The organism is Kitasatospora mediocidica KCTC 9733, from assembly GCF_000744225.1.
Taxonomy (GTDB): Bacteria; Actinomycetota; Actinomycetes; order Streptomycetales; family Streptomycetaceae; genus Kitasatospora; species Kitasatospora mediocidica.
In genome coordinates this window covers 1,899,405-1,925,157 of record NZ_JQLN01000005.1, presented here as the reverse complement: position 1 = coordinate 1,925,157, position 25,753 = coordinate 1,899,405, and the positions used below count along the sequence as shown (strand labels likewise).

At 73.6% G+C, this 25,753-nt stretch carries 13 protein-coding genes; 12 read left to right on the top strand and 1 reads right to left on the bottom strand.

Translation table 11 applies throughout. The annotated features are described in order from the left end of the window. Positions 1-6: 6 nt before the first annotated feature. From sbnA to BS80_RS22440, 10 genes are all read left to right on the top strand, one after another. Positions 7-1,002 (top strand): 2,3-diaminopropionate biosynthesis protein SbnA, encoded by a 996-nt coding sequence (gene sbnA / locus BS80_RS22485; RefSeq protein WP_035800030.1) that lies wholly within the window; start codon positions 7-9, stop codon positions 1,000-1,002. Next, positions 1,002-8,888, top strand: coding sequence for a non-ribosomal peptide synthetase (locus tag BS80_RS22480; RefSeq protein WP_035800025.1), 7,887 nt, complete (start codon positions 1,002-1,004; stop codon positions 8,886-8,888). Before sbnA ends, BS80_RS22480 begins: the two co-directional genes overlap by 1 nt. Then, the gene (locus tag BS80_RS22475) at positions 8,885-16,120 is read left to right on the top strand and encodes an amino acid adenylation domain-containing protein (protein ID WP_332262188.1); all 7,236 of its coding nucleotides are present in this window, start codon (positions 8,885-8,887) and stop codon (positions 16,118-16,120) included. The genes BS80_RS22480 and BS80_RS22475 overlap by 4 nt, the downstream gene beginning before the upstream one ends. Positions 16,121-16,203: 83 nt before the next feature. After that, positions 16,204-16,410 carry an MbtH family protein gene (locus tag BS80_RS22470; protein ID WP_035800023.1) on the top strand — a complete coding sequence of 69 codons (207 nt, stop codon included), beginning with the start codon at positions 16,204-16,206 and terminating at the stop codon, positions 16,408-16,410. A gap of 87 nt (positions 16,411-16,497) precedes the next feature. Then, positions 16,498-16,749 (top strand): acyl carrier protein, encoded by a 252-nt coding sequence (locus BS80_RS22465; protein ID WP_035800021.1) that lies wholly within the window; start codon positions 16,498-16,500, stop codon positions 16,747-16,749. Then, positions 16,746-18,056: a beta-ketoacyl-[acyl-carrier-protein] synthase family protein gene (locus BS80_RS22460; RefSeq protein ID WP_035800018.1), complete on the top strand. Its 1,311-nt coding sequence runs from the start codon at positions 16,746-16,748 to the stop codon at positions 18,054-18,056. The genes BS80_RS22465 and BS80_RS22460 overlap by 4 nt, the downstream gene beginning before the upstream one ends. Beyond that, positions 18,053-19,180, top strand: coding sequence for a beta-ketoacyl synthase N-terminal-like domain-containing protein (locus tag BS80_RS22455; RefSeq protein ID WP_035800015.1), 1,128 nt, complete (start codon positions 18,053-18,055; stop codon positions 19,178-19,180). Before BS80_RS22460 ends, BS80_RS22455 begins: the two co-directional genes overlap by 4 nt. Then, positions 19,177-19,926: a 3-oxoacyl-ACP reductase FabG gene (gene fabG / locus BS80_RS22450; RefSeq protein WP_035800012.1), complete on the top strand. Its 750-nt coding sequence runs from the start codon at positions 19,177-19,179 to the stop codon at positions 19,924-19,926. The genes BS80_RS22455 and fabG overlap by 4 nt, the downstream gene beginning before the upstream one ends. 40 nt (positions 19,927-19,966) lie before the next feature. Then, positions 19,967-21,076 carry a class I SAM-dependent methyltransferase gene (locus BS80_RS22445; protein WP_035800010.1) on the top strand — a complete coding sequence of 370 codons (1,110 nt, stop codon included), beginning with the start codon at positions 19,967-19,969 and terminating at the stop codon, positions 21,074-21,076. A 103-nt stretch (positions 21,077-21,179) separates the two neighbouring features. Next, positions 21,180-21,389, top strand: a complete 210-nt coding sequence (locus tag BS80_RS22440; protein WP_035800009.1) for an acyl-CoA carboxylase subunit epsilon — start codon at positions 21,180-21,182, stop codon at positions 21,387-21,389. 62 nt (positions 21,390-21,451) lie between these two features. Here the strand turns inward: BS80_RS22440 and BS80_RS22435 are convergent, their stop codons facing one another. Then, positions 21,452-23,491: a serine hydrolase domain-containing protein gene (locus tag BS80_RS22435; RefSeq protein WP_051966914.1), complete on the bottom strand. Its 2,040-nt coding sequence runs from the start codon at positions 23,489-23,491 to the stop codon at positions 21,452-21,454. A 264-nt stretch (positions 23,492-23,755) separates the two neighbouring features. Between BS80_RS22435 and BS80_RS22430 the strand changes: the two genes are divergently transcribed. After that, positions 23,756-25,063, top strand: coding sequence for a sensor histidine kinase (locus BS80_RS22430; RefSeq protein ID WP_083975060.1), 1,308 nt, complete (start codon positions 23,756-23,758; stop codon positions 25,061-25,063). Beyond that, positions 25,027-25,680 (top strand): LuxR C-terminal-related transcriptional regulator, encoded by a 654-nt coding sequence (locus tag BS80_RS22425; RefSeq protein WP_083975059.1) that lies wholly within the window; start codon positions 25,027-25,029, stop codon positions 25,678-25,680. The genes BS80_RS22430 and BS80_RS22425 overlap by 37 nt, the downstream gene beginning before the upstream one ends. Positions 25,681-25,753 lie beyond the last annotated feature (73 nt).

Sequence of the window (25,753 nt, the reverse complement as noted above, 5' to 3'; positions counted from 1 at the left end):
GGGCACGTGCCCATCATCAGAACCCCGCAGGAGTTCAACGAGGAGGACCTCTTCGTCGACCTGCGGGAGATGTACGGATACCCGATCTACCTGAAGTGCGAAGGCTTCAACTTCGCAGGCTCCGTGAAGCTCAAGGCCGCCGCCAGCATGGTCGAGGCGGCCGAGCGCAGCGGACTCCTGCACCGGGACTCGATCCTGATCGAGTCGTCCTCGGGGAACCTCGGCATGGCCCTGAGCGTGATCGCCGCGGTCAAGGGGTACCGGTTCGTCTGCGTGGTCGATCCGCGGACCAACCTCTCCACCCGCCAGCTGATCGAGTCGCTCGGCGGCGAGGTGCACATGATCACCGAGCCGACCGGCGGCGGAGGCTTCCTCGGGGCGCGACTGGACCACGTCCGCAGCCTCTGTGACGCCGACCCGCGCTACCTCTGGCTCAACCAGCACGCCAACCCGAACAACTGGCGGGCCCACTACCGCACCACCGCGCCGGCCATCGACCACCGCTTCCCGCAGCTGGAGCTGCTCTTCGTCGGCGCCGGCACCACCGGCACGCTGATGGGGTGCGCCCGCTACTTCAAGGAGCACAACCCCGGCGTCACGGTCGTCGCCGTCGACAGCGTCGGTTCGGTGACCTTCGGCGGCGAGCCGGGCCTGCGGATGCTCCCCGGCCTCGGCGCCGGCGTGCGGCCCGCGCTGCTCGACGAGGACTACGTCGACGACGTCGTGCACGTGCCCGAGATCGACACGATCCGTACCTGCCACACGCTGGCCCGCGGCGGCTTCCTGTTCGGCGGCTCCACCGGCACGGTGGTCAGCGGCGCGCTCAAGTGGCTGGCCCGCAACCGCCCCGGCCAGGACGTCACCGCGGTGGCCATCTCGCCCGACCAGGGCGACCGCTATCTCGACACCATCTACCAGACCAATTGGGTCCGTGACATCTACGGCCTGGACGCACTCGAGCTGCCAGCCGAGCCGGACGCGGTCGCCTCGGGAGTGCACTGATGACGCGTGAGACTCATGCCTACGAGCTACCGCTCTCCGCTGCCCAGCGGGAGATGTGGTACGCGCAGCAACAGGACCCGGGCAACCCGGAGTTCACCATGGGCGACTACCTCGACCTGACGGGTCCACTGGACCACGCCCGGCTCGAGGACGCCTGGAGCCGGGCGCTGTCCGAGACCGACTGCCTGCGGGCCCGGTTCGACGAGCGCTCCGGCGAGCCGGTCCAGATCATCGAGGCACCCGGCCCGCGCACCCTGCCCGTCGTGGACCTCACCGGCGAGGACGACCCGGAGCAGGCCGCCGCACGGCTCCTTCACGACCTGATGGCCCGCCCCTCCCAGCTGGGGAGCGGTGCGTTCGACGCCGTCCTGCTGCGGCTCGGCCCCGAGCGTGCCCTGCTGCACGTCCAGGCCAACCACATCGTGGTGGACGGCTTCAGCCGCGCGCTGTTCTACGGCCGGCTGGCCGAGCTCTACACCGATCCGACCGACGCGTCCCCGTCGATCGGCCAACTGCCGCCGCTGCGCGCACTGGTGGAGGACGAGCAGGCCTATCTCGACTCCCCCGCGCACACCGCCGACCGGCGTTTCTGGTCCGAGCACTTCGACGGCACCCTGGAGCCGACCAGCCTCTCCACCCGGCTCCCCGGGGCCCCCGGCGCCACCCTGCGCAGCACCGGACTGATCCCGGCCGCGCTGGTGACCCGGCTGCGCGAACTCGCCTGGGCGGACCGGGTCACCTGGCCGACCCTGCTGGTCGGCGCCACCGCCGGCTACCTCGCCCAACTGAGCGGGACGGACCGGCTGACCCTCACCCTGCCGGTTCCCGCCCGGGTCGGCGCGGTGGCCCACACCGTCCCGGGGATGCGGGCCAACTTCCTGCCGCTGTCGCTGACGGTCCACCCCACGCTGCGCCGCGCCGACCTGTTGAAGCAGGTGGCCGGCGAGATCCGCGGCACGCTGCGCCACCAGCGCTACCGGGGTGGCCGGATCAGCCACGAGCTCGGCCTCACCGGGGACGCCGGCCGCAGCTTCGGCCCGACCGTCAACGTGCTGGAGAGCGGCGCCGACTTCACCTTCGGCGCCTGCGCCGCCCGGCTGCACAACCTGTCCACCGGTCCGGTCCCGGACCTGCAGATCGTCTACCTGGACACCGCCGACGAGGGCTGCACGGTCCGGCTCGACGCCAACGGCGCCCGCTACACCGCCGACGAACTGGCCGGCTACCAGCAGATGTTGCTGGACTACCTGGCGGCCTTCGCCGCCGCGGACGGACAGCTCCCGGTCAGCCGGATCGCCGCGCTGCCCGCCGCCGAGCGCGAACGGCTGCTGGTGGAGTGGAACGCCACCGCCGTCGACGGCGGCTTCACCGATGTGGTGCGGCAGGTACGGGAGTTCGCCGCGCTGTGGCCCACCCGCACCGCCGTCGAGGACGACCACGGCCGGCTGACCTACGCGGAGCTGGCCGCCCGGGCCGGCGCGCTCTCGCGCAAACTGACCGAGGCGGGCGCCGGTCCCGACACGCTGGTCGCCGTCGCGGCCGCGCCGGGCACCGGCTTCGTCGTCGCGATCCTGGCTGTGCTCAGCGCGGGCGCGGCCTGGGTGCCGCTGGACGTCCGGGCACCGGTGGCCCGCAGCGGCGCGCTGCTGTCGGACAGCGGCGCGGCCGTGCTGCTCTTCGGCGACGACCAGGAGGAGTACGCCCACCAGCTGCTCGCGCTCTGCGACGGCGCGCCCCGGGTGGTCGCGCTCGACGACGCCGCGGACGCCGGGGTGCTTCCGGTGCCGGCCCGGCCCGCCGACCTGGCGTACGTGATCTTCACCTCGGGCTCCACCGGCAAGCCCAAGGGCGCCATGGTGCACCGCGGCGGCCTGGTCAACCACCTGCTGGCCAAGGTCGCCGAACTGGGCCTGACCGAGGCCGACACCGTGGTGCACAACGCGCCGGTCACCTTCGACATCTCGGTCTGGCAGATGCTCTGCCCGCTGGTGGTCGGCGGCCGGCTCCGGGTGGTCTCCCGCGAGCTGGCCGGCGACCCGCACGGCCTCTTCGGCCTGACCGACGCGGAGCGGGTGGCGATCCTGGAGGTCGTCCCCTCGCTGCTGCGGGCGGCCCTGGACGACTGGGAGTCCGGCGCCCGGACGCCGGCCCTGGAGCAGCTGCGGCTGCTGGTGGTCACCGGCGAGGCGCTCCCGGCGGACCTGTGCCGCCGCTGGTTCGAGCACTACCCCGCGATACCACTGGTCAACGCCTTCGGCCCGACCGAGTGCTCCGACGACGTCACCCACGCGGTGATCCGCTCGGTGGCCGACCTCGGCGCGGTCCGGGCACCGATCGGACGGGCCACCCGCAACACCAGCCTCTACGTGCTGGGCGACGGACTCCAGCCGGTCCCGGTCGGGGTCCCCGGCGAGCTGTACGTCGGCGGCATCGGCGTCGGGCGCGGCTACCTGGACGACCCGCGCCGCACGGCGGCGGTCTTCCTGGCCGACCCCTTCCGTCCCGAGCCCGGCGCCCGGATGTACCGCACCGGCGACCGGGTGGTCCACCGGCCGGACGGGCAACTGGAGTTCCTGGAGCGGGTCGACCAGCAGGTGAAGATCCGCGGACACCGGATCGAGCCGGGAGAGATCGAGGCCGCGCTGCGCTCGCTGCCCGGCGTCACCGACGCCGTGGTCGACGTGGCCCAGGACGCCCAGGGCAGCAGCCGGCTGGTCGGCTTCGTCTGCGGCGACGCCGAACTGCACACCGTGCGCGGCGCGTTGGCTCGCACCCTGCCGGACTACATGGTGCCGTCCGCCTTCGTCCAGCTGGACGTCCTGCCGCTCACCCCGAACGGCAAGGTGGACCGCAAGTCCCTTCCCGCACCGGACTTCTCCGCCCTCGCGGCGGGCCGCGCGCCGCGTACCGAAGGGGAGGAGCTGCTCTGCCAGGTCTTCGCCGAGGTGCTCGGCCTCCAACGGGTCGGCATCGACGACGACTTCTTCGAGCTCGGCGGGCACTCGCTGCTCGCCACCCGGGTGATCAGCCGGCTGCGCACCCGGATCGGCGTCGAACTGCCGATCCGTACGCTCTTCGAGGCACCCACCGCGGCCGCCCTGGCGGAACTGCTCGACGAGGCCGCGGCGGCCGGCCCCGAGCTGGTCGCGGGCGTCCGTCCGGATGTCCTCCCGCTCTCCTATGCTCAGCAACGGCTCTGGTTCCTCAGCCAGTTGGACGCCGGCGGGGCGACCTACCACCTGCCGCGCGCGGTGCGGCTGACCGGCGACCTGGACCGCGCCGCGCTGGAGGCGGCGCTGGCGGACGTGGTCGGCCGGCACGAGAGCCTGCGCACGGTCTTCCCGGTCACCGCCGGACGGCCGCGCCAGGTCGTGCTGCCCGCCGACGCGGTCCGCCCGCAGCTCCCGGTGGTCCCGTTCACGGCGCACGGCCCGGACGAGCTGGCCGCCGAACTGGCCGCGCGAGCCGCCCACCCGTTCGACCTGGCCACCGAACTACCCCTGCGGGCCGTGCTGTTCGAGATCTCCGAGCGCGAGCACATGCTCCTCCTCGTCCTGCACCACATAGCCGCCGACGGCTGGTCGGTGCTGCCGCTGGTGGAGGACCTGAGCCTGGCGTACACCGCCCGGCAGTCCGGCCGGAGCCCGCAGTTCGAGCAACTGCCGGTGCAGTACGCCGACTACAGCCTCTGGCAGCGCCGTCTGCTCGGCTCCGAGGAGGACCCGGACAGCCTGTTCGCCACCCAGCTGTCCTTCTGGACCAAGGAGTTGGCGAACCTCCCGGAGGAGCTGGCGCTGCCCGCCGACTTCGCCCGGCCCGCCGTGACCAGCTACCGGGGCGGCACGGTCGCCTTCCGGGTCGAGCCCGCGTTGCACGAGGCGCTGGGCGAACTGGCCCGGGCCGGCGGGGCGAGCGTCTTCATGGTCGTCCAGGCCGCCCTCGCCGCGCTGCTCTGCAAGCTGGGCGGCGGCGACGACATCCCGCTCGGCACCCCGATCGCCGGGCGCGGCGCCGAGGCGCTGGACCGGCTGGTCGGATTCTTCGTCAACACCCTGGTGCTGCGCACCGACGTCTCCGGCGACCCGACCTTCCGCCAGCTGATCGCCCGGGCGATGGACACCTCGCTGGCCGCCTTCACCCACCAGGACGTGCCGTTCGAGAAGCTGGTGGACGTGCTCAGCCCGAGCCGTTCGCTGGCCCGTCAGCCGCTCTTCCAGGTGATGCTGGCCTTCCAGAACAACGCGGAGCCCGCGATCGGCCTGCCCGGCCTCGACGTGGCGGTCACCCCGGTCGGTACCGGCACCGCCAAGTTCGACCTGGCCTTCGAGCTGGCCGAGCAGCGCACCGCGGCGGGCGCCGCGGCCGGGCTGAGCGGCACCCTGGAGTACAGCGCCGACCTGTTCACCGAACGCACCGCCGAGGGCATCGCGGACCGGCTGGTCCGGCTGCTCGGCGAGCTCTGCGCGGAGCCGGACCGCCCGCTCAGCCGGGTGGACGTGCTGCTGCCGCAGGAGCGCGAGCAGCTGCTCGGCAGCTGGAACGGCACGCGCGCCGCGCTGCCCACCGCCGTCCCGGCGCGGGTGCTGCCCGAGCTGTTCGAGGAGCGGGTCGGCGCCGCCGCCCCGGCGGACCGCGCGCTGCTCTGGTACCAGGGCGGCACGGTGGCCGACGGGCTCGGCTACCGGGAGCTCAACGAGCGGGCCAACCGGCTCGCCCACCACCTGATCTCGCTGGGCGTGGGCCCCGGCCGCACGGTCGCCCTGGTGCTGCCCCGCTCGATCGACGCGGTGGTCGCGCTGCTCGCGGTGCTCAAGGCCGGCGCCGCCTACCTGCCGGTCGACCCGTCCTACCCGCAGGAACGTATCGCCTACCTGCTCGGCGACGCCGATCCGGCGGTGGTACTCAGCACGGCGGACGAGGCCGCCGAACTGCCGCCCGCCGTCGGGCCGGTGCTGCTGCTGGACGACCGCCCGCTCGCGCGGATGCTGGCCGACGGCCCGGCGCACGACCCGACCGACGCCGACCGCACCACGCCGCTCACCGCGCTGCACCCGGCCTACGTCATCTACACCTCCGGCTCCACCGGGCGCCCCAAGGGCGTGCTGGTGCCGCACTCGGCGGTGGCCGCACTGGTCGGCCAGGGCACGCTGTTCGGCGTACGGGCCGGCACCCGGGTGCTGCAGTTCGCCTCGTTCAGCTTCGACGCCGCCGCCTGGGAGATCCTCACCGCGCTGACCTCCGGAGCCGTCCTGGTGCTCGCGGCGGACGAGGACCGGGCGCCCGGCGAGCCGCTGGCCCGCCTGGTGGCCGGGGCCGGTATCGAGGTGCTCTGCCTGCCGCCCACCGTGCTCTCCGCCTGGCCGGCCGACCAGCCGATGCCCGAGGAGCTGACCGTCATCGTGGCGGGCGAGGCCTGCCCGCCCGAGCTGGTGGAGCGCTGGTCCCGCGGGCGCCGGATGCTCAACGCGTACGGCCCCACCGAGACCACGGTCTGTGCCACCGTCAGCGACCCGCTGGCCGGCGCCGTCAGACCGCCGGTCGGCCGCCCGCTGGCGGGGACCAGGGTGTACGTCCTGGACTCCTTCCTGCGTCCGGTGCCGCCCGGGGTGGTCGGCGAGCTCTACGTCGGCGGCCTCGGGGTGGCGCTGGGCTACCTGCACCGGCCCGGGCTGACCGCGCAGCGGTTCACCGCGGACCCGTTCGGGGAGGCCGGCGCCCGGATGTACCGCACCGGCGACCTGGTGCGCTGGACGTCCGCCGGGCAGCTGGACTACGTCGGCCGGGCCGACGAGCAGGTCAAGATCCGCGGCTTCCGGATCGAACTCGGCGAGATCGAGACCGCGTTGCTGGCCCACCCGGGCATCGAGCAGGCGGCGGTCCTGGTCCGCGAGGACCGGCCCGGCGACCGGCGGCTGATCGGCTACCTGGTCCGCTCCGAGCCGGACGCCCAGGGCCCCACGCCGCACGAGATCCGCGCCCGGCTTTCGACCCTGCTGCCCGATTACATGGTCCCCGCGGCCTTCGTCGAACTCGCCGCGCTGCCGCTCACCGGCAACGGCAAGCTGGACCGCAGAGCACTGCCGGCACCCGACTTCGGCTCGGCCTCGACCGGCCGGGCCCCGGGCAACGCGCGCGAGGAGGCGTTCTGCCAGATCTTCGCCGAGGTGCTGGGCCTGGAGCACCTGGGCGCCGACGACAGCTTCTTCGACCTGGGCGGCGACAGCATCAGTTCGATCCAGCTGGTCAGCCGGGCCCGCGCGGCCGGGCTGGTGGTCACCGCACAGGAGGTCTTCACCCACCGCACCCCGGCCGGGCTGGCCGCGGTGGCGCAGGCCGGCGGGAGCACCGCCGCGGTCGGCACGGACGACGGGGTCGGCGCGCTCGCGGCCACGCCGATCGTCCACTGGCTGCGCGAACTCCAGGGCCCGGTGGACGGGTTCCACCAGGCCGTGGTGGTGCACACGCCGGCCGGGGCGAGTGCCGGATCGCTCACCGCCGCGTTGCAGGCGGTGCTCGACCACCATGACGTGCTGCGGATGCGGCTGGTCGACGGACCCGCTCCCGAGTCGGGCGCGGCCTCCTGGTGGACGCTGGAGATCGACCCGCCCGGCACGGTCGACGCGGCATCGATCCTGCGTACGGTCCGGGCACCGGACGAGGAGACGGACCAGGAGGCGGTCGGCGCACTGGTCGCCGCCGAAGCCGCCGCCGCCCGGGACCGACTGGCCCCGCGCGAGGGCGTGATGGCCCAGGCGGTCTGGTTCGACGCCGGTCCCGACCGCCCCGGACGGCTGCTGCTAACCCTGCACCACCTGGTGGTGGACGGGGTGTCCTGGCGGATCCTGCTGCCCGACCTCGGCGAGGCGCACGCGGCCGTGCAGGCCGGCACCGCCCCGGAGTTGGCCCCGGTCGGGACCTCGCTGCGGCACTGGTCCGGCCTGCTCGCCGAGGCCGCCGCCGGAGCCGCCCGGGAGGCCGAACTCGAACTCTGGAAGGCCGAGTTGTCCGGCGAGGACGCCTCGCTCGGCGTGCCCGGGATCGACCCCGACCGGGACACCGTGGCCACCGCCCGGACCCTGCGGACCACCCTGGACACGCTCACCACCGCTCCGCTGCTCACCCAGGTCCCGGCCGCCTTCCACGCCGAGGTCAACGACGTGCTGCTGACCGGGCTGGCCCTGGCGGTGGCCGACTGGCGCCAGCGCCGCGGCACGCCGGGCTCCGCCGTCCTGGTGGAGCTGGAGGGCCACGGACGCGAGGAGTTCGCGGACGGGGTGGACCTGTCCCGGACGGTCGGCTGGTTCACCACCGCCTTCCCGGTCCGGCTCGACCTCGGCGCGGTGGACCTGGCGGACGCCTGGGCCGGGGGACCCGCGGCCGGTCAGGCACTGAAGCTGGTCAAGGAGCACCTGCGGTCGCTGCCCGACCACGGCCTGGGCTACGGCCTGCTGCGGTACCTCAACCCGGTCACCGCGGCCGTGCTGGCCGCCGAGCCGCGCCCGCAACTCGGGTTCAACTACCTGGGACGGCTGCCGGCACCGGGCGGCGAGGACTGGTCACTCACCCCGGAGGCCGCCGCCCTGGCGGCCGGCGCGGACGACGGGCTGGCGCTGCCGCACGTGCTCGGTGTCAACGCCAGGACCGAGGAGGGGCCCGACGGGATCCAGCTGGTGGCCGCCTGGACCTGGGCCGGACAGCTGCTGCCCGCCGAGGACGCGCAGGACCTGGCACTGACCTGGTTCCGGGCGCTGCAGGCCCTGGTCACGCACGCCCAGGGGCCCGGCGCGGGCGGCCACACGCCGTCCGACCTGGAGCTGGTCGCGCTGAGCCAGGACGAGATCGACGAGTTCGAAGACGAGTTGGACGACTGGGGGACGGAACTGTGAAGGGTGCCGGGAGAGGCACGACGTCGAACGCCGCACGGCGTTCCAATCTGACCGACGTGCTACCGCTGACCGCGTTGCAGGAAGGGCTGATGTTCCACGCGGAGTACAGCCGACAGGAGTTGGACGTCTACACCACCCAGCTCGTGCTCGACCTGGCGGGCGCGCTGGACGCCGACCGGCTGCGGGGGGCAGTCGACGCGCTGCTGGAGCGGCACCCGAACCTGCGGGCCGCCTTCCGCTACCGCAAGTCCGGCGAACCGGTCCAGGTGATTCCGCGGACGGTCCAGCTCCCCTGGGAGGAAGTCGAGCTGGGCGAACTCCCGGCGCAGGACCGACGCGCCGAGACGGACCGCCGGGCCGACCGGGAGCGGGTCCGCCCGTTCGACCTGGCCCGCCCGCCGCTGCTCAGGTTCGCCCTGCTGCGGTTCGGACCGGAGTCCAGCACACTCATCCTGACGGCTCATCAGATCCTGTTCGACGGCTGGTCGATGCCGATCGTGGTTCAGGAGCTGTTCGCCCACTACGCCGACCCCGGGGTCCGGCTTCCCCGGGTCACCCCGTACAAGTCCTACCTGGCTCACCTGGCCGCACAGGACCGGCCGGCCGCCGAACTCGCCTGGCAGCAGGCGCTGGACGGCGTCCAGGAGCCCACCCGGCTGACCGGCGACGTGGTCGCCGGTCAGGCCGGCCAGCAGCCGCCCGGGCAGCACACGGTGGAGCTGGACGAACAGGCCCTGGCCGAGCTCACCGGCTGGGCCCGCGAGCGCGGGCTGACCCTGAACACCGTGGTGCAGGGCGCCTGGGCGGCCACCCTTGGCACCCTCACCGGGTTGCGCGACGTGCTGTTCGGCGGCACCGTCTCCGGTCGGCCGCCCGAGCTGCCCGGCGTCGAGACCATGGTCGGCCTGTTCATCAACTCCCTTCCGGTGCGCGTCGACCTGGACCCGGCCCGGAGCTTCACCGAGATCCTCGGCCGGCTCCAGGAGCAGCAGACCGCGCTGCTCCCGCACCAGCACCTGAGCCTGACCCGGATCCAGCAGCTCGTCGGAGTCGGCGAACTCTTCGACAGCGCCCTGGTCTTCGAGAACTACCCGCTGGACCCGGCCGCGCTGGGCGAACCGGTGCACGGCCTGCGGCTGGTGGACCTCCAGGCCAAGGACGCCAACCACTACCCGCTCAGCCTGATGGCGCTGCCCGGCGCCCGGCTGCGACTGCAGATCGGCCATGACCCCGCCCGGTACTCCGCGGCGGCGGCCGAGACGGTCGCCGAACGGCTGCTGCACATCCTGCGGACGATCGTCGCCGAGCCGGACCGTCCGCTCGGCCGGCTCGACCTGCTGCTGCCCGGCGAGCGCGACCGCGCGCTCGACCGTCCGGCGCCGCCGACGGACGGGCAGCACTGGACGGACGTGGTGGCCCGGGTCCGGGCCTTCGCACTGGCCGACCCGACCGCCGTCGCCGTCGAGGACGGCCGGGAGAGCCTGGACTACCGGGAGTTGGCCGGCCGCGCGAGCGCGGTGTCCGGCGCGCTGCTGGCGGCCGGCGTGGGCGAGGGACCGGTGGGCATCCTGGCCCGGCCGGGCGCGCGCTTCGTCAGCGCCGTGCTCGGCGTGCTCGGCGCCGGCGCGGGCTGGCTGCCGCTGGACGTGACCGCCCCCGTGCGGCGCTCCGCGACCCTGGCCGCCGAGGCCGGTATCAGCGCACTGCTGGTCGAGCCCGAACTCAGCTCCATGGCAGCGGAGTTGCTGGCCGAAGCCGGCCCGGGGACGGCGCTGCTGGAGATCACCGAGGCGGCCGACACCCCGACCGGGCTGGTCCCGCTCACGGGTTCCGGCGACGACCTGGCCTACGTGATCTTCACCTCCGGCTCCACCGGCAAGCCCAAGGGCGCCATGGTGCACCGCGCCGGCATGGCCAACCACCTGCTGGCCAAGGTCGCCGACCTGGAGCTGGACGCGCACAGCGTGCTGATCCACAACGCCCCGGTGACCTTCGACATCTCGGTCTGGCAGATGCTGGCGGCACTGGTCGTCGGCGGCCGGCTGCGGGTGGTCGACAAGGAACTCGCCGCGGACCCGGACGCCCTGTTCGGGCTGGTCCGACCCGAGAGCGTGACCGTCCTCGAAGTCGTCCCCTCCCTGCTGCGGGCCGCCCTGGACGGCTGGGACACCGGCCGCGCGAGGCCCGAACTCCGGTCTCTGGAATGGCTGGTGGTCACCGGCGAGGCGCTGCCGGCCGAGCTGTGCCGCCGCTGGTTCGACTACTACCCGCAGATCCCGCTGCTGAACGCCTACGGCCCCACCGAATGCTCGGACGACGTGACGCACGCGGCGATCCGCTCCGCCGACGAGGTGGCCGCCGTGCGCGCGCCGATCGGCCGGGCGATCCGCGGCACCGGGCTCTACGTGCTGAACGACAGCCTGCAACCGCTGCCGGCCGGGGTGCCCGGCGAGCTGTACGTCGGCGGGACCGGCGTCGGCCGCGGCTACCTGGCCCAACCCGGGCGCACCGCACCGGTGTTCGTGGCCGACCCGTTCACCGACCGGCCCGGAGCGCGGATGTACCGCACCGGCGACCGGGTGGTGCGCCGCCCGGACGGGCAGTTGGAGTTCCTGGAGCGCCGCGACCACCAGGTGAAGATCCGCGGCCACCGGATCGAGCCGGGCGAGGTGGAGGCCGTGCTGCGCTCGGTCGCCGGGGTGGCCGACGCGGTCGTCGTGGTGGGCAAGGACAGCCGCGGCGAGGCCCGGCTGATCGGCTACCTGGCCGGACCGGTGGACCCGGCCCAGGTCAGGGCCGCGGTCGGCGCACTGCTGCCCGAGTACATGGTGCCCGCGGCCCTGATGGCGCTGCCGGCCCTGCCGTTGACCGCCAACGGGAAGGTCGACCGCAAGGCACTGCCGCCGGTCGAGGTCTCCACGGACACCGGCCGCGGCCCGCGCACCCCGCAGGAGGAGGTGCTCTGCGCGATCTTCGCCGAGGTGCTCGGACACCCCCGGGTCGGCATCGACGAGGACTTCTTCGAGCTGGGCGGCCACTCGCTGCTGGCCACCCGGCTGGTCAGCCGGGTGCGCTCGCTGCTCGGCGTCGAGCTGGCGATCCGCGCGGTCTTCGACGCCCCGACAGTGGCGGCCCTGGCGGGCCGGCTGACCGAGCGCGCCGACCGGCCGGCGCTGGTCGCCTCGGCCCGCCCCGAGCGGCTGCCGCTCTCCTATGCGCAGCAGCGGCTCTGGTTCCTCAACCGCCTGGAGGGACCGGCCGGGACCTACAACATGCCCTGGACGCTGCGGCTGGAAGGGCCGTTGGACCGCGTCGCACTGGCCTCGGCGCTGACCGACGTGGTCGGCCGGCACGAGAGCCTGCGCACCCTCTACCCGGAGCTGGACGGCCACCCGCACCAGCTGGTCCTGGCCCCCGAGCTGGCCACCGTCGAACTCTCCGTCCGTCGCACGACCGAGGCCGAACTCGACCTCGCCGTGGCTGACTTCGCCGCCCAGGGCTTCGATCTCGGGAGCGAGCCGCCACTGCGCGCCGCGCTCTTCACGGTGACGGAGCGGGACCACCTGCTGGCACTGTCGATCCACCACATCGCCGGGGACGGCTGGTCGAACGCACCACTCTCCCGCGACCTGTCGACGGCCTACGGGGCCCGGCTGGCCGGCCGCGCCCCGCAGTGGGACGCGCTGGCGGTGCAGTACGCCGACTACGCCCTGTGGCAGCGCGAGCTGCTCGGCGACGCGGCCGATCCGCAGAGCCTGGCGGCCGGCCAGATCGCCTTCTGGCGCGAGGAGTTGGCCGGACTGCCGGACGAACTGCGACTGCCGACCGACTTCCCCCGGCGGGCCACCGCCAGCTACCGCGGCGGCGCCGTGTGCTTCACCGTCTCCGCCGCCGTGCACAGCGCCGCCCTCGCGCTGGCCAGGTCCACCGGCAGCAGCCTGTTCATGGTGGTGCAGGCCGCGCTGGCGACCCTGTTCGGCACGCTCGGCGCCGGTGCGGACATCCCCCTCGGCACCCCGGTGGCCGGCCGCACGGACGACGCCCTGGACGAGCTGGTCGGGTTCTTCGTCAACACCCTGGTGCTGCGCACCGACCTGTCGGGCGACCCGACCTTCCGGGAGCTGCTGGCCCGGGTCCGGGCCGCCGACCTGGCGGCCTTCGCCCACCAGGACGTGCCGTTCGAGCGGCTGGTGGACGCGCTCGGCCCGGCCCGGTCACTGGCCCGCCAGCCGCTGTTCCAGACGCTGTTGGCGTTCCAGAACAACGCCGCCCCCGTCCTGGAACTGCCCGGCCTGCGGACCACGGTGGGTGCCGTCGACACCGCCAGCGCGAAGTTCGACCTCTCGTTCGAGCTGGCCGAGTCCTTCGAGCCGGAGCGGCAGACCCCGGCCGGGCTGCACGGGCGGCTGGAGTTCAGCGCCGACCTGTTCACCCAGGACGGCGCCCAGCTGCTGGCCGAACGCCTGGCGCACCTGCTGGCCCGGCTCGTCGAGCAGCCCGACCGCCCGCTGAGCGCCTGGTCCGCCCTGCTGCCCGGCGAGCACGGACAGTTGCTGGAGACCGGCACCGGACCGGCCGCCCTTAGCTCGGAGCGGTCGCTGGCCGAACTGTTGGAGGCCCGGGCCGCGGCCACCCCGAGCGCCGCGGCGCTGGCCTTCGAGGACGTCGCGCTCAGCTACACCGAGCTGCACGAGCGGGCCAACCGGCTGGCCCGCGTCCTGGTCGAGCAGGGAGCGGCTCCGGACCGGCTGGTGGCGATCATGCTGCCGCGCTCGGTCGACATGGTCGTCGGCGCCCTCGCGGTGCTCAAGTCCGGGGCCGCCTACCTGCCGATCGACCCGTCCTACCCGGCGGACCGGATCGGCTACATGCTCAAGGACGCCCAACCGGTCCTGGCCCTCGGCCTGACCGGCACGGCGGACGCCGTCCCCGGCCTGGACGGCGTGCCGCTGCTGGCGCTCGACGCCCCGCGGACCGCCGCGCTGCTGGCCCGCACCTCCGGCACCGACCTGACCGCCGCGGACCGCCGCGGCGAGCCGCACCCGGCGCACGCCGCGTACGCCATCTACACCTCCGGCTCCACCGGCCGCCCCAAGGGCGTGGTCGTCCCGCGCGCCGCGCTGGCCAACCATCTGCTCGACCTGGCCGGGCGGTTGGAGTTGGCGGCCGGGGACAGCCTGCTCTCGGTCACCACCTTCGGCTTCGACATCGCCAACCTGGAGCTGCTGGTCCCGCTGCTCAGCGGGGCCCGGCTGGTGCTGGCGCCGCCGGCCACCGTCCGGGACCCGGCCCGGCTGGCCGAGCTGATCAGGAGCTCGGGCGCCACCGTCATGCAGGCCACCCCCACGCTCTGGCACACCCTGGTCAGCGAGCAGCCGGACGCACTGCGCGGCCTGCACGTGCTCACCGGCGGCGAGGCGGTCAGCGCGGCGCTGGCCGAGGCACTGGACGGCGCGGCCGGACAGGTCAGCAACCTCTACGGGCCGACCGAGACCACCATCTGGTCCGTCCTGGCCGAGCTCGGCCAGCGGGCCGAACCGGACCACCTGGGCGCACCGCCGATCGGCCGCCCGCTGGCCGGCAACCAGGTCTACCTGCTGGATCCCGCCCTGCAGCCGGTGCCGGCCGGGGTGGCCGGTGAGCTCTACATCGCCGGCGCCGGGCTGGCCCGCGGCTACCTGAACCGGGCCGCGCTGACCGGACAGCGCTTCGTCGCCGACCCGTTCGGCCCACCTGGCACCCGGATGTACCGCACCGGCGACCTGGCCCGTTGGCTGCCCGACGGGAGCCTGGACTACCTGGGCCGAGTGGACCACCAGGTGAAGATCCGCGGCTTCCGGATCGAGCTGGGCGAGATCGAGGCCGTCCTGCTCGACCACCCGACGGTGGCTCAGGCCACCGTGGTGGACCGGGCGGACGAGCACGGCGAGAAACGCCTCTTCGGCTACCTGGTGCCGGTCGCCGGGGCGGAACTCGACCTGCCGCAGCTGCGCGCGCACCTGGCGGCCGGGCTGCCGGACTACATGGTGCCGGCCGGCTTCGTCGTCCTGGACGCGTTCCCGCTGACGCCGAACGGGAAGGTGGACCGCAAGGCGCTGCCGGACCCCGCCGGCGCCGCCACGGGGGCCGGCGGCGAGCCGGGACGGCCCGCACAGAACGCCGTCGAGGAGACGCTGCTGCGTGTCTTCGCCGACGTCCTGGGGGTGGACCGGGTCGGCGTCGACGACAGCTTCTTCGAGCTGGGTGGCGACAGCCTGCGCTCGATCCGGCTGGTCAGCCGGGCCAGGGCGGCCGGCCTGGGGATCACCCCGGCGGACGTCTTCGTGCACCGGACACCGGCCGGCCTGGCCGGCGCGGCCACCCGGCTGGCGGCGGCCTCGCTGGGCGAGGCGGTCGACCTGCTGGGCGACGCCTTCGCCAAGGTCCTGCCGATCCGGCCACGGGGCGGCCGGCCACCGCTCTTCTGCGTGCACGGCGCGGTCGGCCTCGGCTGGCCTTTCCTGACGCTGGCCGCGGAAATCGACCCGGACATTCCCGTCTACGGTTTCCAGGCGGGCGGAATCCTGCACGCGGAAAGCCGTCCGGAGGGCGTCCCGGGAATTGCCGAGGAATATGTCGCCCGCATGCTGGAAATTCAGCCGGACGGGCCGTATCATATTGCTGGCTGGTCGTTCGGCGGACTGGTGGCCCATGAAATGGCCATTCAGCTCCAGGCAAGCGGCAGGCAGGTGGCGCTGCTGGCGAACCTCGACGGTTTCCCGGCGGCACCCGCCCCGCACACCGCCGACCGTCCCGCCGTCGACCTGAGCGACCGGGCGCTGCTCACCGAACTCCTGCGGCGCGCCGGCGCCGGCCCCTCCAGCGCAACTCCGCCCGGCACCGAGCTGGACACCGCCACCGTCCTGGCCCGGCTGGAACAGGACGGCAACCCGCTCGCCGAGCTGGACGAGCAGCAGTTGGAGAACCTCCTCACGCTGATCCGCACGCACAGCGCGCTCGGCGAGGCGCACCGGCCCGGGGTCTACCGCGGCGACCTGCTGCTCTTCGCGGCGACCCGCGCGCTGAGCGCGAACGCCCCCACCGAGGCGGCCTGGGCCGGCCACGTCGAGGGCCGGATCGTGCGCCACGAAGTGGACAGCGACCACGACTCCATGCTCGACCCCGAACCGGCCGCAGCGATCGCCCGCATTCTCTCGGCGGCGCTTTCCGAGGCCCACTGGTCAATTCCGTAGCCCCTCCAAAGGATTTCCGAGCGGAATTCCAGGGCGGATCCGCACACCCTCTTCCCGACCATTCGACAGGAATTGAGAAGGCCATGAGCAACCCCTTCGACGACGAGACCGGAACCTTTCTGGTGCTGGCGAACCACGAGAACCAGCACTGCATCTGGCCGGCCTTCGCCGAGGTCCCGGGCGGCTGGACGGTCGTCAAGCCCGAGGGCAGCCGCGAACAGGCGCTGGCCCACATCGAGACCCACTGGACCGACATGCGCCCGCAGAGCCTGATCGACGCGGCCGCCTGAACCGCAGCACCGAGCACTCCAGGGCCTCGCCCCCCGAGCACCGCCGAAGAACCCCTCCCCGACCGAGCAAGAGCAAGGAGCACTGCCATGAGCGCCACCACCGCCGCCGACGTGGACAAGGTCCGCGAGATCATCGCCGACGCCCTCGACCTGGAGGCCGAGGAGCTCACCCTCACCGGCCTCTTCATCGAGGACTACGGCGCCGACTCGCTCAGCGCCATCGAGGTCCTGGCCAGCCTGGAGAAGGCCTTCGGCGTGACCATCCAGCAGGACGAGCTGCACCACATGATCAGCCTGGAGGCCGTCCTCGAGGTGCTCTCCCGGGCGGCCGCGCGATGACCGGACCAGGAACGGACGACCTGCCGTCAGCGGGTCCGCAGAGCCACACCGCGGCGGGCCACCACCGGGTGGTCCTGACCGGGCTGGGCGTCCTGTCCAGCATCGGCACCGGCGTCGAGGAGTTCACCCGGGCGCTGCGCGCCGGGGAGTGCGGGGCCGGCCCGATCACCAAGTTCGACACCACCGGGTTCCCGCACACGCTGGGCCACGAGGTCACCGGCTTCGACCCGGCCCGCTGGATCCACCGCACACCCGTCGAGCAGCTCGGGCGGGCCACCCGGTTCGCCGTCGCCGCCGCCCGGATGGCGGTCGAGGACGCCGGCGTGGAGCCGGAGCAACTCGGCGCGCTGCGCGGCATGATCACCATCGGCACCACCGACGGCGAGTCGAGCGAGCTCGACGACCTGGTGGAGGCGGCGCTGGCGGAGGGCACCGGGCGGACCGACCCGGTGGCGGCCGGCCGGCTGCCGGCGCACCGGCTGGCGGTGGCGGTGGCCAAGGAGTTGCGGCTGTCCCGGGTGACGCCCGCGGTCCTCGGCACCGCCTGCGCGGCGGGCAACTACGCGATCGGGGACGGCTTCGACGCGGTCCGCTCGGGCGAGGTGGACTTCGCCCTGGTCGGCGGCTCGGACGCGATCTGCCGCCGGACCTTCGCCGGGTTCTCCCGGCTCGGCCTGGTCTCCCCGGACCGCTGCCGCCCGTTCGACGCCGACCGCGAGGGCCTGCTCACCGCGGAGGGCGCCGGCGTGCTCGTCCTGGAGACCCTGGAGTCGGCGCTGCGGCGCGGCGCCCGGATCTACGCCGAGCTGCTCGGCTACGGGCTCAACTGCGACGCGCACCACCCGACCGCGCCCGACCAGGCCAGCGTCGGCCGCTGCATGGAGCTCGCGCTCGCCGACGCGGGGGTCAAGCCGGCGGAGGTGGACCTGGTCTCCGCCCACGGCACCGGGACCAAGACCAACGACATCACCGAGACCCGGGCGATCCGCGAGGTCTTCGGCGACACGCCGCCGCGCGTGGTGGCGCTGAAGTCCATGCTCGGCCACTCGATGGGCGCGGCCAGCGCGCTGGGCGCCGCAGCCTCCGCGCTCGCGCTGGCCCACGGGTTCATCCCGCCCACCGTCAACCACCGCACGACCGATCCGCAGTGCCCGATCGACTGCGTGCCCAACGAGTCGGTACCGGCCCGCCTGCGGGTCGTGGTCAACAACGGCCTGGCCTTCGGCGGCAACAACGCCTCCGTCGTCCTCGGCCACTTCGACGAGCAGTTCGCACCGCACGGCAACCAGAAGGAGCCGGCCTCATGAGTACGACCGCGATCCGTCGGGATCGCCCCGTCATCACCGCCTGGTCCGCTGTCTCCGCCTTCGGCATCGGCCGCACGGCCTTCGCGGACGGCGTCCTCGCGGGGCGCCCGACCGCCACCGTTCCGGAGCCGGACGCCTTCCACCCGACGGACGAACCGGCCTGCCTGGTCCCCGGGTTCGCGGTCCGGGAGGTGCTCGGCAAGGCGGGCACCCGGACCTGGGACCGGTCCACCGGGCTGGCCGTCACCGCGGTGCGCGAACTGCTCGACGAGGCGGTGGCCGACCGGTGCCCGGTGGCCACCGGCACCGGCACCGCCCTGGTGCTCGGCACCACGGTCGGCAGCGCGCAGAGCTCCGGCGAGTTCAGCCGGGCCTCCTTCGAGGGCCAGAAGCCCTACGACGTACCGGCCCAGCTGATGCCGAACGTGCTGATGAACGGTCCGGCCGCGGCCACCGCCATCCGTTTCGACCTGAAGGGCCCCAACACCACGGTGGCGGGCGGCCGGGCCGCCGGCCTGCTGGCGCTCGGCTACGCCCGCCGGCTGCTCGCCGCGGGCCGTGCCGAACGCGCCCTGGTCGGCGCGGTGGAGGACTACTCCAGCACCCGTGCCTGGCTGGAGCAGAGCACCCGGATCCCGGCGGCCGACGGCGAGGGCGGTACTCCGCTCGGCGAGGGCAGCGCGGTGCTGCTCCTGGAACCGTCCGCCACGGTGCCCGAGGGGCGCCGGGTACTGGCCGAACTGCTGTCCCTGGAAGTGCGGGTGGACACCGAGGAGGATCCGGCCCAAGCGCTGGGGAGCTGTGTGCGCGAGGCGCTGGCCCAGGCGGGCGCCCGGCCCGAGGAGTTCTGGGCGGCCGTCGTGAGCGGCCTGCCGGGAGCGTCCGGGCGGCGCGGCACCGCCGAGCTGGTGGAGATCTTCGGCGCCGCGGCCACCGGCCGGGTGGCGCCGCACGAGCTGATCGGCGACACCGCCGCCGCCTCGGCGGTCTTCCAGGTCGCGACCGTGCTCGCGTTGGCCGACCAGGACCCGCTGGCGGCCGGACGCCTCGCGGCCATCACCTCGATGGACCGCGACGGCGTGGTCGCCTGCGCCGTGCTGCGCCTGCGGGGAGGTGTCCGATGACCACGACCGACGGACCGGGAGTCGCCCTGATCAGCGGCGGCTCGCGCGGCATCGGCCGGGCGGCCGCGTTGCGGCTGGCGGCGGACGGCTTCGACATCAGTTTCTGCTACCGCGCCGACGACGAGTCGGCGAACCTGCTCGGCAAGGAACTCGCCGTACTGGGCGTCCGGTTCCTCGCCGACCGGCTGGAGATCAGCGACCCGGAGGCGGTCCGCGCCTGGGTGGCCCGCACCGAGGCCGAACTCGGCCCGATCACGGTCGCGGTGGCCAGCGCCGGGATCACCCGGGACAAGCCGCTGCTGCTGATGTCCGACGACGACTGGCAGCAGGTGCAGGACACCAACCTCAGCGGCACGGCGCACCTCTGCCGGGCCGTGCTGTTCCCGATGATCAAGCGCAAGTCCGGCTCGATCGTCACCCTCTCCTCGGTCTCCGGGGTGTACGGCAACCCGGGCCAGAGCAACTACGCGGCCTCCAAGGCCGGGATCATCGCGCTGACCCGGGCGCTGGCCAAGGAGGTCGGCCGCTACCGGATCCGGGTCAACGCGGTCGCCCCCGGCATGATCGAAACCGATATGACGGCCGTCCTGGACGGCAAGCAGCGGGCCGGCGCCCTGCAGAGCATCCCGCTCGGGCGCTTCGGCACCGCCGACGAAGTCGCCGAGGCGATCTCCTACCTCGCCTCCGACCGCGCCGCGTACGTGACCGGCTCGGTCCTGCAGATCGACGGCGGCATCGTCCTGTGAAACCCCACCGCTCACTACCTCGCCAAGGAGAAACCGCGCCATGACCGTTCCCGCCCTGAACGCCTCCCGCAACCTCACCCCGCTGGTCGACACCGAGCTGCTGCCCTCCCCCACCGGCGAGATCCGCGCCGCGCACCGGCTCTACGAGCACCTGATCGGCATGTGGGCCACCGGCGTCATCGAGGCCGCCCAGGACCTGGGCGCGTTCGCCGCGCTCACCGTCGCACCGGCCACCGCGTCCGGGCTGTCCGAGCTGCTCGGCACCGACCTGCGGGCCACCCGGGTGCTGCTGGACGGCCTCTACGCCTATGACGTGGTCGAGCGCAGCCGCGGCGCGGACGGCCAGGCCGTCTACACGCTCCCCGCCGAGCTGCACCAGGTGTTCGCCCCCGACGGCCTCTACAGCCTGGCCGGCAAGATCGGCCACGACCGCAACGTCGCCTGGCACGCCTGGCGCAACCTGGCCGACGCGGTGCGCTCCGGCGCCCGCGGCGAGGACGGTGCCCAGCAGCTCAACCAGATCTCCGAGAGCGACTACACCTCACTGGTGCGCGGCATCAACTTCTGGGCCCCGCCGATCACTTCCGCCCTCGCTGACGGGCTGCGCGAGCTCGGCTGGACCGACGGCGAGGCGGCGACGCTGCTGGACGTGGGCTGCGGCACCGGCATCTACAGCCACCTGCTGCTGGACGAGTTCCCCGGGCTCCAGGCCCGCGGCCTGGACGCCGAGCGGATCATCCCGATCGCCACCGAGCAGGCCGCCCGGCTCGGCGTGGCCGACCGCTTCGACCCGGTGGTCTGCGACTTCTGGAACGACGACTGGGGCACCGGCGTCGACCTGGCGCTCTTCGTCAACATCTTCCACCTGCAGACCCCGGAGTCCGCACGGGAGTTGCTGCTGAAGTCGGCCAAGTCGCTGTCCGAGGACGGTGTGATCGCGATCGCCGACCACATCGTCGACGAGGACGGCGGCGTCGGCTCCACCCAGAACCGCTTCTTCCGGCTGTTCGCCGCCTCGATGCTGGCCACCGGCGGCGGCGACTCGTTCACCGTCCAGGACTACGACCAGTGGCTGGCCGACGCCGGGCTGCGCCGGGTCGCGCTGATCGACACCCCGATGCACCGCGTCCTGCTCGCCCGCCGCGCCTGATCGCCGGCGACCCCGCTCGCCCGAACCAGCCACCCGAACGGCCCCGGCGCAGTTGCCGGGGCCGTTCGCATCACCCGACACCCGACCTCCCGAAGGGGACCAGATGACCACCGAGGAGCCGGCGCCCGCCGTCCGGGTGCTGCACGGCGCGCCCACCCCCGAGGAGCTGGCCGCGCTCTGCGCCGTCCTGCTCGTCCGCGCCCGGCGGGCCCCCGCCCGGGTGACCGGTCGGCGCGGCCGGCCCACCCTCTCCTGGCAGCGCGCCCCGCAGGTCCCGCACGTCCCCAGCACCTCCTGGCGGGCGATCGCGTGAGCCCGGCCACGGCAGTGGGCCCCGGAGCGATGCTCCGGGGCCCTGGTACTACCGGCGGCGGCTCACCCGATCAGGTCCAGGCTGCCGACCACGTGGTAGGTCCCGATCAGGTTGTAGCCGCCGGCCACCACCATGAAGAGCAGGGCCGCCACCGCGAGCACCGTGTAGTGCAGCCGGCCGGCCAGGCCCCACCAGCGCCGGTACCAGGCGAGGACCGCGCAGAGCAGCACCCCGGCGGTGCCGACCAGAGCCGCCGCCAGCAGCGCCGGCACCAGCTTCAACAGGCCCGAGTCACCGAGGAAGAGCGTCTCGTCGAAGGCGTTGGAGTCCGAGGTCAGGTAGGCGAACATCCCCGTCGCGCCGACGATCAGCAGCCCGGTGCAGCCGGCCAGCAGGCGGGCCAGCCGGGGCGCCGCCGGGCGCTCGGCGCCGTTCGAGCGCTTCGAGCGGACGACCGCGCCGAGCACCCAGCCGAGCAGGCTGAGCAGCACCAGGCCGAGGCTGTAGAGCGCCACCTGCTGGTGCAGTCCGGGCGCCTGGTACCAGGCCAGCGGCTGGAACTCGATGGTCGGGTCGGCGTCGGTGAGCAGCGCGGTGACCTGACCGTCGGTGTCGGTCTCGAAGGCGATCCGGGCCTGTCCGCCCTGCTGCTGGAAGAGGCCGGGCTGCACCTGCACCCAGTGCTGCTCGTCCTCGTCCGGATTGCGGCTGAGCGGTCCGGTGGTGGTCAGCACGCCGTCGGCGCCGGCCGACACGTGCACCGAACCCATCAGCGCACCGGCCTTGGTGAGGTTGCTGTGGCTGGTGCGGGTGGAGCGGTAGTCCCCGGTGAAGCGGGCCAGGTCACCGGGGATCGTGGCGACCGGCGCCGCGGCGGCCGGGGCCGGGTAGAAGTGGTCGACGAAGTCGTTGACCAACTCCTCGGTGGCGTACGAGGCGTGGGTGTCGACACCGTCACCGTTGTAGGTCACGTAGACGCCGACGCCGCGCTGCGGCAGCAGGGCGAGGTTGCTGTGGAAGCCGGGGACGTCGCCGTCCTTGACCAGCAGCTGCTGCCCGTTGCGGTCGCGCTGCTCCAACAGGTAGGCCATTCCGGGCAGTCGGGGGTCGACGCCGAAGTGCCGGCTCTGCATCAGCTGGGCCGTCGCGGCATCGAGGATCCGCTGGTCGCCGAGCCTGCCCGACTGGAGCTGGGCGAGCAGGAACCTGCCCATGTCGGCGGCGGTGGTGACGGCACCCGAACCGGTCGGCGCCCAGGGACCGTACTGGCCCTGGTTCACCACCTGCCCGCCGCCCTCGGGCCGGTAGCCCAGGGCCGTGCCGGCGTCGACGGCTGCCGAGTGGACCTGGCTGAAGCTGGTCCGGTCCATGCCCAGCGGCTGGAGCACATGCTCGCTCAGATAGCGGTCGAAGGGCTCCCCGGAGATCACCTCGACCAGGTATCCGGCCAGCGCCACACCGTAGTTGTCGTAGGCCGTCGCGGTTCCCGGCGGGCGGACCCGGGCGGGCTGGTGGGCGGCGAGACTGGCGCCCAGCGATCCGGCGTCCTGCGGCTGGGCGACGGCCAGGCCCATGAACGTGTCGTCGAAGCCGGCGGTGTGGGTGAGCAGGTTCTCGGCGGTGACCGGGTGGCCCGGGTAGCTGTCCTTGATCTTGAAGCCGGTCAGGTACCTGTTGACGTCCGCGTTCAGGTCCAACTTCCCCTCCTGCACCAGCTGGAGGACCGCGACGGAGGTGAAGACCTTGGCGTCCGACCCCATGAAGAAGTCGGTGTCCTGGGTCACCGGTGTCTTCTTCGCAACGTTCGAGACGCCGTATCCGGTCGCCAGTACGGTCCGGCCGCCGGCCACCACCACCACTGCGGCACCTGGGATTTGATACTTCGCCAGCTGTTTCGGGATGATGCCGTCGACCAGGGCGCGGACCTGGGCGGCGTTCGTCGGATCCGGCGCCGCGGCGGCCGCGGCGGCCGGCCCACCGGCCGGCCCGGCGGCGTAGGCGGGTGTCAGGGTGCACACCAACACGGTCAGGGCGGTGAGCAGCAGCACGGCGAGGCCGAGCGGGCTGAGGACGGATCCGGTGCGGCGGGTTCGAGCGGTCATCGTGGACTCCCGGTGGCGACGCGCAGGGCGCTGGAGCGGGCCCGCCGTTCCCGGCCCGGCCCCGCTGCTGACACCCAGAACGCTAGGCCGCGGCCACCCGCCCGCGACATGGTCTTGGGGGGTGTCTGCGGGGGTGTACCCAGGTACCGCCAAGAGGGGTCCAGGGCCCAGTGATCGGCGATCGCAACAGCGGCAAGCTGAGTAGCAGAAGAAATCGACGGGTAGTCATCCAGGCCGAGCGGCCGGGGAAAAGGGGACCGACACATGAGCATGGACATCAGCCACGGTGGCGCGGCGGGTTCGCGGATCGGCGGCGGGCTGACCGCGGTCGGACGGGGAGCGGTGCTGGCCGGGGTCGCGGTGGCGGAGGTGGCGCTGCTGTCCCTGCTGATCACCGCGATGGGCCTGCTGGGAGCCGGCATCGGCCTCTTCCTGGTCCCGCCGATGGCGGCGGCGATGCGCGGCACCGCCGACCTGACCCGGCGGCTCTCCCGTGACTGGTCGGGCGTCCCGATCGCCTCCCCCTACCTGCCCCGCCCGGCCTTCTCCGGCGGCCTCAAGGGCTGGTGGGAGCGTTGCCAGTGGGTGCTCACCGACCGGGCGACCTGGCGCGACATGGCCTGGATGCTGGTCAACCCGGTGGTCGGGCTGGTCCTGGCACTGCTGCCGCTGGCCCTGGTCGGCTACGGCCTGTTCGGCCTGCTGATGCCGATGCTCTGGCACAGCATCACCCAGAACGGCGGCAACGACTGGTACTTGATGGTCAAGGTGACCGGCTCCGGCAGCGCCTTCGCGGCGGCCGCCCTGGGCGTACCGATCGTGCTGGCCGGCGCGCTGTCCGGCCCGGCCCTGCTGCGGCTGCACGCCCGGTTCGCCCAGAGCCTGCTCGGCCCGACCGCCGCCAGCGCCGCCGCGCTGAAGGTGCGTCACCTCACCGAGACGCGGCACGACGCGCTGACCACCCAGGCCGCCGAACTGCGCCGCATCGAAAGGGATCTGCACGACGGTGCGCAGGCTCGGCTGGTCGCGATGGGGATGAACCTGGGCGTGGCCGAGCGGCTGTTGGAGCGTGACCCGGAGGCCGTCCGCGCCCTGCTGGTGGAGACCCGGGAGGCCTCCGCCTCGGCCCTGAACGAGCTGCGCGACCTGGTCCGCGGCATCCACCCGCCGGTCCTGGCCGATCGCGGACTGGCCGACGCCGTACGGGCGTTGGGCCTGGACAGCCCGCTGGACGTGACGGTCTCGGCCGACCTGGCCGGCCGCCCCGAGGCCCCCGTCGAGTCCGCCCTGTACTTCGCGGTCTCGGAGGCCCTGACCAACGCCGCCAAGCACGCCGACGCCGCCCGGGTCGACGTCCAACTCTGGTACGGCGACGGCAAGCTGCGCGCCCAGGTGACCGACGACGGGATCGGCGGAGCAGACCCGTCGCGGGGCACCGGACTGCGCGGCCTGGAGCGCCGGCTTGCTACCTTCGACGGAGTCCTGGCCGTCAACAGCCCGATCGGCGGCCCCACGACGCTGACCATGGAGCTGCCGTGCGCGTTGTTCTCGCCGAAGACCTCTTCCTCCTGAGGGACGGCCTGGTCCGAATGCTCCAGGCGTACGACTTCGAGATCGTCGCCGCGGTGGACACCGGACCCGATCTGCTGCAGGCCCTGTTGGAGCAACGTCCGGATGTGGCGGTCGTCGACGTGCGACTGCCCCCGACGTTCACCGACGAGGGCCTGCAGGCCGCGTTGGAGGCCCGCCGGCAGATCCCCGGTCTGCCGGTGCTGGTGCTCTCCCAGTACGTCGAGCGGCTCTACGCCAAGGAGCTGCTGGCGGACGGCAGCGGCGCCATCGGCTACCTGCTGAAGGACCGGGTCTTCGACCCCGACCAGTTCGTCGAGACGGTCCGCCGGGTCGCCTCGGGCGGCACCGCGATCGACCCGCAGGTGATCGCCAAGCTGGTGACCGGCGCGGAGCGCGGCAACGGCCCGCTCTCCCGGCTGACCCCCCGCGAGCGCGAGGTGCTGGAGCTGATGGCCGAGGGCCGCTCGAACGGGGCGATCGCCGAGCGGATGGTGATCACGGAACGGGCGATCAAGAAGCACACCGCCAACATCTTCCTGAAGCTCGACCTGCCGCCCTCCGAGGAGGACCACCGCCGGGTGCTGGCGGTCCTCGCCTACCTGGAGGTGGGCGGGTGACAGGGGCCTCCGAGGGAGGCCCCACAGGGGTATCCCGGCGTACGAATGGCTGCGTACGCAGCCCCGGGACCGC